At 54.2% G+C, this 12,050-nt stretch carries 9 protein-coding genes; 3 read left to right on the forward strand and 6 right to left on the reverse strand.

Features of this window, described 5'->3' with window-relative positions:
- Positions 1-12 precede the first annotated feature (12 nt).
- The 3 genes from PspR84_RS25600 to PspR84_RS25610 all read left to right on the forward strand — a co-directional run bounded on the left by PspR84_RS25600 (position 13) and on the right by PspR84_RS25610 (position 2,882).
- The gene (locus PspR84_RS25600) at positions 13-981 is read left to right on the forward strand and encodes a DUF932 domain-containing protein (RefSeq protein ID WP_160059571.1); all 969 of its coding nucleotides are present in this window, start codon (positions 13-15) and stop codon (positions 979-981) included.
- A gap of 134 nt (positions 982-1,115) precedes the next feature.
- Positions 1,116-1,613: a JAB domain-containing protein gene (locus tag PspR84_RS25605; protein ID WP_160059572.1), complete on the forward strand. Its 498-nt coding sequence runs from the start codon at positions 1,116-1,118 to the stop codon at positions 1,611-1,613.
- A 198-nt stretch (positions 1,614-1,811) separates the two neighbouring features.
- Entirely contained in the window at positions 1,812-2,882 is a 1,071-nt protein-coding gene (locus PspR84_RS25610) for a DNA cytosine methyltransferase (protein ID WP_160060144.1), read from the forward strand.
- On the opposite strand, the gene PspR84_RS25615 is transcribed toward PspR84_RS25610, so the two are convergent.
- The 6 genes from PspR84_RS25615 to PspR84_RS25640 are packed head-to-tail and all read right to left on the reverse strand — an operon-like array spanning position 2,833 to position 12,049.
- Complete coding sequence (locus PspR84_RS25615) at positions 2,833-3,249, reverse strand: very short patch repair endonuclease (protein ID WP_160059573.1); 417 nt, start codon at positions 3,247-3,249, stop codon at positions 2,833-2,835. The genes PspR84_RS25610 and PspR84_RS25615 overlap by 50 nt on opposite strands.
- Before the next feature lie 21 nt (positions 3,250-3,270).
- Positions 3,271-4,035: a DISARM system phospholipase D-like protein DrmC gene (gene drmC, locus PspR84_RS25620; protein ID WP_160059574.1), complete on the reverse strand. Its 765-nt coding sequence runs from the start codon at positions 4,033-4,035 to the stop codon at positions 3,271-3,273.
- Position 4,036: 1 nt separating this feature from the next.
- A complete protein-coding gene (locus PspR84_RS25625) occupies positions 4,037-5,893 on the reverse strand; it encodes a DUF1998 domain-containing protein (RefSeq protein WP_160059575.1) in 1,857 nt (618 codons plus the stop codon).
- A gap of 2 nt (positions 5,894-5,895) precedes the next feature.
- Complete coding sequence (drmA, locus tag PspR84_RS25630; RefSeq protein WP_238785175.1) at positions 5,896-9,858, reverse strand: DISARM system helicase DrmA; 3,963 nt, start codon at positions 9,856-9,858, stop codon at positions 5,896-5,898.
- Between the two features lie 23 nt (positions 9,859-9,881).
- Entirely contained in the window at positions 9,882-11,087 is a 1,206-nt protein-coding gene (locus PspR84_RS25635) for a restriction endonuclease (RefSeq protein ID WP_160059577.1), read from the reverse strand.
- 8 nt (positions 11,088-11,095) lie between these two features.
- A complete protein-coding gene (locus PspR84_RS25640) occupies positions 11,096-12,049 on the reverse strand; it encodes an O-methyltransferase (RefSeq protein ID WP_160059578.1) in 954 nt (317 codons plus the stop codon).
- Position 12,050 lies beyond the last annotated feature (1 nt).

Raw genomic sequence — 12,050 nt, forward strand, 5'->3', positions numbered from 1 at the left:
GAAACCATTCTCATGGCACATCTCGTTGAACAAATAGCATACGCTGGTGATGCACCCTGGCACGGCCTTGGCTCTGCGTTGTCGCCGAAACAGCCTCTAGAAATCTGGCAGCGTGAAGCTGGTATGAATTGGCAGATCCAGGAAAGCCCGGTTCATTTTAAAGCAGATGCATCTGGCCACCTCGGCACCATCCACTCGTTCCCTGAACAAAAGGTGTTGTATCGCTCTGACACCAAAGCGCCTTTATCGGTTGTGTCCAATCGCTACCAAGTGGTACAGCCACGTGAAGTTCTGGAGTTCTACCGAGACCTTACCGAGTTCTCGGGCTATGAGCTGGAAACTGCTGGCGTGTTGAAAGGTGGACGCAAGTTCTGGGCACTTGCCAGAACGGGCCAGGCGACAACCCTGAGGGGCAATGATCAGGTCAACGGCTATCTGCTGCTGGCGACTTCGTGCGACGGCACATTGGCTACCATTGCGACCCCCACCACCGTTCGCGTGGTCTGCAGCAACACCCTGAGCATCTCCCTGAGCGGCGCCAACCACACCATCAAAGTGCCGCACAGCACGCGTTTTGATCCGCAAACCATCAAAAAACAATTGGGCATTGCCGTCTCGCGATGGGACGAATTCATGTACCGGATGCGCGCCCTCGCCGAACGCAAAGTTCAGACGAAAGAGGTCATCGGCTTCTTTATGGACGTGCTGTGCGACACCGGAGCCCATGACCCCATTCCCAATGTATTGCCCAACAAGCGAGCTATGGAGAAGGTGCAAAACCTCTACGAAGGTGAAGGCCGAGGATCTGATATGGAGTCCGCTCGCGGAACAGCATGGGGCTTGCTGAACGCCGTTACTGAATATGTGGATCATGAACGACGCGCCAGGAGTTCTGAGTATCGAATGGATTCGGCATGGTTTGGTCAAGGCGCAGTAATCAAACAGAAGGCACTCAATGCAGCCTTACAACTCGTTGCGTGAACCATCGAGCCACAGCAGCGCCGAGCATTCTCGCCTAATGGCCGCTCGGAATTATTCAATCCCGACACCCACCTTGCAGTGACTGCGCCACGCCCCCTTCAGTGCTTTCACGCGTTCGTGACAGGAATACCAGCATGAAATATCCCAAGCTCAAAGCCGGCGAAACTCCCGACACCTATGCCATGGAATCACCGGTCAGCGAGGCCGACATCCTGCAGATGGCTCAACAACTCGCGATGTATCGTCTGTCTAAAGGACGCGCGTTGACTGAGCGCAGACTCGTTTTCAGCCACCTACAAACGCTTCTGCAGTTCCATGAATACGAAGTCTTTGCTTTGTTACTGCTCGATATCGAGCACCGGGTGATTGGCTTTAGGGAAATATTCAGGGGGCCTTTGGAAGTTACCTGCGTGTCCCCTCGGGAGGTGGTCAAAATCGCCCTGGAACATAACGCAGCCGCCTTGATACTAGTGCACAAATATCCTTCCAGCGATTCCGACTCAAGCCAAGCAGATTGTGCGCTGGCCAAAGTCCTCAAGAATGCACTCAACAAGATTGGCACCCAGACATTGGATCATGTAGTGGTGGACCATGAAGGCTGCGTGTCGCTGGCGGAACGAGGCTACCTGTAGCTCCGAAGTTTACTCCGCCCGATAGACTGCCCTGGTTGACACCAGGGCGGTCATTGGCACAGTACCCAATCACTTATTTTTTGTCGCGATCCAACCGTTGTACTTACTTTCGACGGGAGATAAAGAAATATGGGTGTGACATATCGTGCTCGATCTTTACAAAGGTTCCAGCTAGAATACCTCCTGCTAAGAGGACCTATCCCAATGATTGATGCTGTTGACCTTTTCTGTGGCGCTGGTGGCCTCACTGCCGGCATGCGCAACACCGGCATTACAGTGCATGCCGGGTACGACATCGAAGGCCAATGCGCGTATGCCTACCAGGAGAACAACCAGGCCGCCTTTGTCAAAAAAGACGTGCAGGAAGTGACAGCCCAAGAGTTGCTAGCCTGGTATCGTCCTGGCCAATACAGGCTACTGGCCGGTTGCGCGCCTTGCCAACCGTTCTCAACCTACAACCAAGGCAAAGACACCCGCAACGATCGCAAGTGGCCGTTGCTCTATCACTTCAGCCGCCTCATCAAAGAAACTGAGCCTCACTTGGTAACTATGGAAAACGTTCCTGACGTCACCAAACACGAGGTCTACCACGACTTCGTACAAAGCCTCAGGGACCAAGGTTACGAGATCTGGGACGGACGAGTGGCTTGCGTCGAATACGGCTTGCCACAGCAGCGACGTCGCCATGTTCTGCTCGCTTCCAAACTGGGAATACCCATAAGCATCATCCCTCCCACGCATCTGAACGCCCCAGTCCATGTCGAGGACGTCATCGGCGCGTTGCCTCGCCTGGCGGCTGGAGAGTGCGACCCGAACGATCCACTTCACCGGGCAGCAACACTTACCCCGATCAACATGCGACGCATCATTCACTCCAGGCCAGGCGGATCCTGGAAAGATTGGCCGCCAGAGCTAGTCGCTGAATGCCATCGCAAAGCGAGCGGAAAAACCTATCCGAGCGTATACGGACGTATGCGCGCAGATCGCCCCAGCCCGACAATGACCACCCTCTGCTACGGCTTCGGGAACGGCCGTTTCGGTCACCCTGATCAGGCCCGCGCTATATCACTACGTGAAGCAGCGATCCTACAGTCCTTTCCAAGAAACTACGTGTTTATGGAGCCAGAGCGGATCACCTTCAAAGCCGTCGGCCGCATGATCGGCAACGCCGTTCCGGTGCGATTAGGAGAAGTGATCGGAGAAAGCCTGATGCAACACATCAGGGACTATGAAGCGATTCGCCAAGCGGAAGGTCGAATTCAAGCCTGAGGCGAGCCTCCAACGCCTCAAGACTCTTCGTTTCACACTCCCAGATCACCAGTACACGCCAGCCCAGTTCTCGTAACTGAGCTTCCTTCCGCGCATCACGCGCTACATTCGCTTCGAACTTTGGTAGCCAATACTCTTGTCTACTCTTAGGAGTAGTCGCGTAGCGGCAGTCGGGATGGCAGTGCCAGAAACATCCATGCACGAAAACCACCGTTTGGAATTTCGGCAGGACTATATCCGGCGAACCTGGAAGATCCCGGCGATGCAGACGAAACCGTAGCCCCAAAGCATGCAGCACTTGGCGAACGATGATTTCTGGTGCTGTATTAGCGCGCTTCACCGCTCGCATGATGTCACTTCGCGACATTCCCCCCCCCCCAGAAGAACATCACCCGACAGGCACGATCACCCCAGTTATCGCCAACGCCTCCAGGTGCCGATGAAGCTGCTCGGGCAATGGAGCTCCGGAGATCAAGACTCCGGCCTCCATGTTCTGATCCATTGCGTACCCGGTGAGGTTGGCACTAGTTATGAAACAGTGCGAGCCATCGGACACCGCGACCTTCGCATGCACGCTGCCATTCGAGAAGATCGCACCCTTGTCCTTCCAGATGTAGAACCGCGCACTAGGAACGACTTTGCGCAGGTTATCAATGGGGTCAATGCTGACCTTGCCACCGCTGGCTGTCGAAAGCTCCATCAGGAAGTTGATCGCCACACCGCGATCCGCCGCTGACCTCAGAGCCTTTGTGATCGACTCGATGTCGTAAGCAACGTAACTCGTTATGAACAACCTGTGCTTTGCACCATCGATTACCTGAATCAGAGCCTGTTCGGTTCGACGAGCCGGAACAATGTCCGTAGTGGGGCCGGTCCATACCAAATCGACTACCTGCTTTGCCTCTGCCTGACGATAAGCATGGTCAGCGGCCAGCAGCATGGCCGCTAAGGTTTCACCGGTGACAGGGTTAGACTTCCATGCCGCGACCATAGCCTTGAATGAGTCACCAGCTTTGGCAGACAACACGGAAGCATTATTCAACTTCCCCGCACTCTCAGCACCAATGAACCTGACCGCTGCCGCCAAAGCGGCGGTACGGTCAGGAGAAACAATAGCCACCAATGCCGACACTGCCTCCAGCAGAGCTTTCATCTCAAACGTCCTTGAAGAATGCGGCCTTGTCGTTCTCAAACGTGGGAACCACCATCGCACGATCGAGATAGCGGTTACCGCGCTCGCAAGAGGTCTCAGCGACGAATGAACATGCATGGCAAGCGGCCGCATGCAAACTTCGATCCTTCTGCGGATCATGCTCGGCGCAGAGCGGATCAGACGAGCATATGCGAGAACGCCGCAAAGCCTGCACAAGCAACCGCTCAAGGTTCTCTGGCTTACCTAGCTCGACCAAACCACCCAGGGTCCCATCGGAGTCGGCAGCCGCCGTGTAAATAATAAAGCCCGCTTGGCAGCCCTCTGCATTCACGTCCGCATAAATACGCTCGCGGATGCTGGCCGCGCTGTACCCGCACTCCAACGCCAGCTCACGAATTAACATATGCGCCAAGGTATGAAGCAGCACATACCGAGCGCCTGGATAGCCTTCTTCCGGAGGGCTTAAATGCCGAGAGTTTCGCCAGCCCTTATGACCGCCACGTAAGCGCTCATCAACGCTTTGGACGTCTTCAAGTTGCTCCCACTCAGCGATAGCCTGCTCATCGAATTGGATGAAAATGCCTTCGCCATGCACCTGATTCGCAGGAATCCAATCGGGTTTACCCCGTGACAGCGGAGCCTTAGTAGGACCGGTTGCCAGGTCAGCTGAATCGTCAGGAGCTTCCACTCGTGTAAAGCCGAGCAGCGCATTAACCTCACGCAAGCGCTTCAATAACAGCACCCTCGAGATCTTGCTCTTGAAGCGCCCAGGAACATTGACTATGTCTGAGGTGAAATGCGGATAGTCATTCACTGGTGACGGATCAATCAGCACGCGCCACTCAGGCCCCTTGATGTCCGACTCAGTGACATTCGCATCACCACCGCTACGATGTTGCTCGATTGCAGCCCAGATCAGCTCGGCAGAATATTGGTCAATCCCCGGTAACGCACCGGTTTTTTTTAACATTTTTACCGTCAACGGCACCTCTTCTACGCCATCAAGATCGTGGAAGAAATCCCAACCATCGTCGATAAGTTGACTCAGCGAATCTTTAGCCTGTGGAATGGCCAACGCAGAAATAGAGATAGGAAACCAACTATTGGTCGCCCCCAGCAGAACCACGCGCGGCTCCGCATCACAATCAGGATCAAAATGATCCAGATGAGGGTGCCGACCGCGGCACCCTGGAAGGTTTTCTTTACCTAGCTGCCCGAAAGCATGAGCCATATTACGGGCCACACCACAGGAGTCACACTTCACCCAAAGGTTCTCGGTTTGCAGAGACGCGCCGCTTTCAAAGAATCGCAGCGTACCCTTGCAACCACCAAGACCACTGTGGACGTACCAGTTCCACGGAAAGTCATCCAGATGCCCATTCTTGCAAGCCAGCAAGAAACGCGCAGGCACAGCATCGGCATCCTTCGCAGGCTGATCTCCTTTTGACCCCGTGCAGCCCTTATGAACGAAGCAAGTCGCCTCCGGCCGATAACGATTTTCCTTCAGATCGAACAGCCCACTGTCATAAGGCGAAAGCATTCCGCACTTAACGCAACGCAACCAGCGAGGAAAGGGCCGCACAGGAACCCCTACATAAGCCTCAGCCGAGTACGGATCAACCGCGTCGCTAGTCGTGAATGGAGGCATACGTAGCGATTCAACCTGCGGCCCGAGTACTTTTTGCACGGCAGCCAGCAGGCGACTTTCTACCACCGGCCGACAGCGATCCTTCTCCCAAAAGTTTATCCCTAGCGTCACGACCGACAGGTTTGGCAAATCAATCAGCGCACCAGGACCATAGGTCCAGAGCAGCTGGCTCGGCCGGACTGAACCAACGGGAGTTTTTTCGTTAGCCATTTTCATTCGTCCTTATCAACCGCTGCAGGGCGAGGCTTCCATTGAATATCGTCATTTATACGCGCTGAGTTCATCACTAAACGCACACCCGGCTCGACCTCTCGCATCGACATTGGCACTGTCCAGTTGTTCCAAGTTTGCGGACCAGGCGCATTAATCAATGCAGCGGTTCTGTCCTTATCCGGTCCTCGTTTCTCGTAAGCCAAGAGACGGTTACCCTGTATCACTTCCTTCACCCACTCATCCGCACGCTGCTTGAGCATGCTTCCAGCGAGCTTCTGCGCCGGCTCTTCCGCAACGTTATCGGCTCGAGCTTCGAGCACCTTCATGGCATCCAACATCTCAGGCTGGTTCGGCTGCTTGAGACTCTCCGCCCCAGTGTTCGCAGCAAAGTCCGCATGTTTTGCTCGCAGTAATGACAGCATCGCGCCAGTCAGCCCTCGATCCATCGCCCGCGGTGAAAATGGCGTGACCGACTGAGCCTCGACATGTTTGTAAAAGGTGGCGTGATAATGCTCAAAGGTCTCGTAATGCGAGAGGTCGCGAGGCCTTGCCCAAGTCAGAACGGTGCAGACCAGACCTGGCGACTGCCGCCCTACCCGGCTAGTCGCCTGAATGTATTCCGCGGTCCCTTTAGGCTGACCATTGACAGCCATGATTCCTAGACGACTCACATCGACCCCGACCGACAACATATTGGTCGCCAACACAACGTCGATGGCCCGAGAGTCCCCATCAACCCAGCGAGTCACGTGCTTGAGCTTTTCAGGGTCCCATTCGGACTTGAACATTACCTCAAGCTGATCTAGGTACTTAGGGATGTCTTGGTTGGACACTCGCGAGGTTAACTCACGAATATTCATGACACTGCGCTGAGCCAACCCAGGGCGCTGGACCATGCTCATTTGCACGCGATAAGCACGAGTCTGCACATCGTCCTCAGCCAAACGTTTCATGCCCCCCAGCTCACGTAGCGAGTTGAAGTACCCCACCATGGTCATGTACGGATCAGCGACCTTACCGAAGCGGTCGAATAACGCCTGCGCGCCCGTCAACGCCGCGGTGTAGACCCGAATCAGCATCGCCGGACGCGAACTGCCAGGTGAGCAAATGCCCAAATAACGTCGCCCAGGTTTTTGCTCAATCGGCCGCTGTACCGAGAAGAAGTTGTCCTCAACATCCAGACCGTGCGGCGGGAACACTGCTACCTGGCGCATAAACACGTTGTTGACCTGCTGCTGCGCCTTACGCACGGTAGCCGTGGATGCAATTACCTTTGGGCGAATTGAGTGTTCACCCAAACGCCAGCTGCACAGCTCATCGACGGCGCTTTCATAGAGACCCACCATGGTTCCCAGTGGGCCACTGATCAGGTGGAATTCGTCCTGAATGATTAGATCTGGCGGTCGAATTGGACGAACTGCTCTGACCTTTGCAGCAGCCTTATGTGCCGTATTACATTTAGAACCGGGCCAAAGCAAACCATGCTGCGTGCACTCCTGCGAAACGTTACCAAACAAATTTCGCACTTGTCCGCGCCAGGCCATCATCGCGAATTTGTCGACGGTGGCGATCATCATCGTTGGTGGCCGGTGATACATCTCCTCATCCACCACCATCACTGGTAGGCCAGGATGATCTTGTTTACTTGAGCGGCCACGCGAGAAATCGCACTCACTCTTCTTGTCGCCACAGTAGATCGACGTACGCCCTGCAACTTTGTCGACGACAATATCTTGGCCGGGAAGAATTTCGGAGCCACACCAAGGACAGCCCGTCAGCTGCGCCGGTGATGCCATACCAGCAGTATTCTTTCCTGGGGTACGAACGGCTTCAATAAACTTGTGACTATCCTCAGTTTTACCTGGTGTCACGGTGTTACCGACCCACAGGCCAATGGTGAAGGCATTCTCACCCAGGGACTTGTCCCCCGCAGCCAGTGCCTCGCGCCGTATATGCTCCATTGCGCAGATCAATGCAGTGGCCCGCTGGAACTGTTGCAATGTCAAAAGACGCAAGGTGTAGCGCATGATGACTGCTAAGCCACGGGATGAGTCGTACTCGCCCAAGTTTCCCTGTGAGCGACGAATCGCCATGGTGAACGCCGCCACACCCAAGTACGCCTCAGTCTTGCCGCCACCCGTGGGAAACCAAATCAGATCGGCATAAGCCTGCAATGGCTGGGTACGGTCCGTATGGGCAGGATTGGCCAGCGCCGGAACGGACAACAACAGAAAGGCCAACTGAAAGGGTCGCCAAGTACGGTTCTTCGATACATCGAAAGCAGCCACATCGACTTCTTGTTTTCGACGCCGGGCTAGAGCATAAGCGCTGCGCACACGCTGTATGGCCATTGCTCGGTTAGCGAAGCGAAACGCAGCCAGCGCCTTGTCATCGACAGCCAATAATTCCACGCCCGCAAGCAGTCGCGCTTGAATCAACTCGCAGCGTTCCAGCGCTTCTTTGGCCTGCTGCTCGTAGCCAATCACATCGCTACCGATTCGACCACGCTGATCCTCAATCCAGGCGGCATAGTCTTGCGTCAGCACACCAAGTGCCGCGATTAGGGCATCCTTATCAAGGTCTGCCAGAGTCTGCATATCCAGTAAGCCATCGGCGGTCATTTTGCGCATCGCAGGGCGATCTTGCGGATCTAAGCCTGGCGTTTCAGTGACCGCGACTTCGTATTGCGGCATGACTACCGTACGCAGCTCAAGCGCCCTAGCTGGAACGCTGCCAGTTGTTGCATGCACCGCAACACCATGACCTACGGCAAACTCGACGCGATCGCGATAGATCATTTCCAGTGCCAAGCGCTCTCGCAGATCCTCATCGTCTTCAGCGCCAGTATCCGAATCCAGTGCCGGACGGCGACGAAAAATATCGCTTACTGCGCTGCCAGCTTTCGCTCGCACAATGATTTCAGGCTGAAACACCCACGCGGTATCGCGATTCTCATCTGGCTCCACTTGTCCGTTAACCAGAAAAAGAGTGACCAAGCGATCGCCCTTGTCGTTGGGCGATCTGACAGTGCCCTGGATGCGTACCTCAGGGCTGCTAGCATCTGGCGCGATAGGTGAAACACCCCCCGGTGTCATCGCAAGCGAAAACACCCCACCAGAAGGTGCTCGTTTCCAAACCTTAGCCTTAACGAGCTTGTCTTTTATAAGCTTTGTATGGTCGTGATCGTCGCTGGCTACACGCTCATAACGCCCCCAACTCACCGCTACCTCAAGACTTTCAATGTTACCATCGACACAAAAAGTGAAACCCAAACTAGAGGGTGCCAGCGATTGATTCGATGCAGCATCCACCTCTTCATCTGCATCGGACTCACCGCTGCCAGAGATCAAGGGCGAGTCAATTTTCTTACCTTGCGCTTTTGGCTCTAGGTCGGAAGGCTCATCTTCATCACCTTTTTCGGCAGGCACCCAGTCTTCGCCACGCTCAGCGTTGTCCATCGGCGCCAGCTTGCCTACCAGGTAACGATCTCGTACGCCCATATCGACGATGAACTCTTCGGGGCCACCGGCAGGTCCTAACAAATCATCCATGATGGCGAACTGCAATAACTCTCGTACGTAGGCCTCATTTTTGATCAAGGGGACGTCGGCAACCGTCAGATCAAGCGCCTTGGGCAGCGCCTCAGCGAATTCAGTCCACTGCACGCGAGAAATACGACCCGTTGGCGAAGCGAGCCCCGTTTTAACAAACGGTACTGGTGAATCAACAGCCAGTACTTTGTCGAAGAAAAGAGAAGTGGTCTCGCGGTTGGAGCGAAGGCGCATGACGCGCCCCACACGGGTTATCTCGCCAGAGGTGTTCAGAATCAAAACCCAATCATCTGCAGCAATTTTTTGATAAAGCCCGCGCTCGCCTTTTAGGACAAGTGTGTAACGTGCAAGCGCCGGATCAATGGTAAGTCCATGATCAATAGCGATCCATGCATCAGCAGTTTGTTTCACAGGGCTTGGCTCCATGAGCACCTCTAAATCTTGAATTCATTTTTTAGCAAGGCTTCGACTCTGCCTTCCGTGTTGAATCCGTTCTTGATCAGAATTTCAGCAATGTCTCGCCCCGATATAAAAATGATCGGATGACGATCCTCTCGCACTTCTTGATAGGCCTGACGAGCAACTATCGAGGTCGTAACCAACACGCCAAATTGTCTATGCCGTATCCGAGAAATCAGTCGAGACACCTCTTTTACGCCCACCGTACTCGGCGTATCTCCACCAAGTGCTGGCCGGTAGCACTTGGCCTCAAGCGAGAACTCGGCATAAACAGGGTCGTCGCCAAGTCCAAGCAAATAACGCCCTACTGCATCACGCCCACCATCAATAGTGCCGCGAGTGATTTCATCAACGATGACGCGCGAGTCGGTCATCTGGTAAATGCGTGCAGCAAATGCCTCAAATGCGATAGGTACATCTTTGAAATACTGCCATACACCGGCCAAGATGCGGCGTTTCAAGGCAGTATCGGGTGATTGCTGCTCGGCAGAGCGAATGATCGTTGTCGCCTCTGCCGCCAGTGGGCAATACCTTCCCGACTCTAGCCAATCGATCCAGGCTTTTGGCGCATTCGCGGTCCTAGAATTACCTGCAGCAAGATCATTGATCCATGCACGCTTGACGACCGGAACGTCGAGGATCGTAAAAGTCGAACGGTAATTCTGAAATCGCTGCCCACCGGATGACTTCCAGACGGCGACTAAATCTTCGGTCGCCGACAGCCCCTGAAACCCAGGGACGGCAAGGCCCTTGAACTGAACGGATCGAGCCGCATTAGCAGTCGGTAGTTTTTTAAAAATCAAGAACGGGGCAATATCGCACCGCGGCTCATGATCGGCATGGAGCCGTGAGAACGCGTGACGCAACACCTTATTTCCACCTGAACGAGTGTCATGCAGTTCATGACCTGGTGTTTTATTGTCACCGTAGTAGACAAATTGGCCGGTGCTCAGATCAAGCGTGTCAGGCCAGTCCCGATCTTCCCCCGTCGTAAATAAAACCACCCAATTCTTTCGTTCGCCTCGACCAGACACACGGAAACCGCCCATATTGCCCGAGCCTGGAAGCAATTTTGAAATGGGCTCGCCTGAAAGCTGTCCATCAGCACTGCCTTCATATACCGCATCAACAATCAGCTCACTCATTGATAGCTGATTATTAGGTACCAATTTAGTAGCCATTGATATTCCTAAAGCTCAACACGCGAAAAATGCGGGTAGATGCGATAGAACTTCCTGAAGACCTCGAACGGGTTTTCGTCCATATCTGACTTTGGCAACTCGAAGCCCATATATGCCTTGGCATCAACGCTGGATTCCATCGTCAACCGCTCCAGAGTCGAAAGTGCAGGTAGGTCCACTCGATGCGGGGCATCAGCAGTCGAGTAGAACTCCCACCCCTTCACCAGTTCTTCCACCGACTTGTCGTCCGCCTCGCAGATGATGAGTGTAGCTGTGACCATCGCCTGACCATCGGAATAGTGAGTCGCGAGCGCCCACACGATCTGCCGATCCCTAAAGCTAAGCACCTCTCTTTCCACCGCCAGCTTGAGCGCGTACAGCAGACTTTTACCAAAGTTTTTTTGCTTCATCCCGTCCGCAGCTAGATCATTCGGAAATAGTGCTCCGAGGCGCCTTTGGAATGCTTGGAGTCGCCACTCCATAAGCTCAGCTTCAGACAGGTTCTCTGCTGGTTTACCAAGGGAGCCAGGGTTTGCGTTCAGAGTAACTCGTAGGATGCTTCCAATTGGTACGGAACCCATGGTCCTTGCAAATCGCTCGATTTGCGTTGTGATACCTCTAGGCTCCGTGAAATCGAACCAAATGATGACGGGGTCATTGAAGTCGGTTTCATCAAGATAATCTTCAAGGGTTTTATGAATGCATTCGATGGACGAGATTGGGCGGTTAAAGAGCTGACGCTTATGTACCTGCTCTTCTATCTCAATGCATGTCATCCTCGGAATGCCGAGCCGGCCGTGGATCATCCGGAAATCTTCGAGAAAGGGCCCACCAAGGCCAACGTAGTGGTACTTTTCGAGCACGAGTTTCGGAGCCAATCGCATGAGTAAAGACAGAAACAGCTCACGGTCCACGGCTTTGTTGGGCCGTAACTGGTACGGCAGTGACGAACCTGCACTCATT

The organism is Pseudomonas sp. R84, from assembly GCF_009834515.1.
In the GTDB taxonomy this organism is placed as follows: Bacteria; Pseudomonadota; Gammaproteobacteria; order Pseudomonadales; family Pseudomonadaceae; genus Aquipseudomonas.

Coding starts and splice junctions, on each gene's coding strand:
- PspR84_RS25600 (WP_160059571.1), top strand. CDS start 13: ATGGCACATCTCGTTGAACAAATAGCATACGCTGGTGATGCACCCTGG.
- PspR84_RS25605 (WP_160059572.1), top strand. CDS start 1,116: ATGAAATATCCCAAGCTCAAAGCCGGCGAAACTCCCGACACCTATGCC.
- PspR84_RS25615 (WP_160059573.1), bottom strand. CDS start 3,249: ATGTCGCGAAGTGACATCATGCGAGCGGTGAAGCGCGCTAATACAGCA.
- drmC (WP_160059574.1), bottom strand. CDS start 4,035: ATGAAAGCTCTGCTGGAGGCAGTGTCGGCATTGGTGGCTATTGTTTCT.
- PspR84_RS25625 (WP_160059575.1), bottom strand. CDS start 5,893: ATGGCTAACGAAAAAACTCCCGTTGGTTCAGTCCGGCCGAGCCAGCTG.
- PspR84_RS25635 (WP_160059577.1), bottom strand. CDS start 11,087: ATGGCTACTAAATTGGTACCTAATAATCAGCTATCAATGAGTGAGCTG.
- PspR84_RS25640 (WP_160059578.1), bottom strand. CDS start 12,049: ATGAGTGCAGGTTCGTCACTGCCGTACCAGTTACGGCCCAACAAAGCC.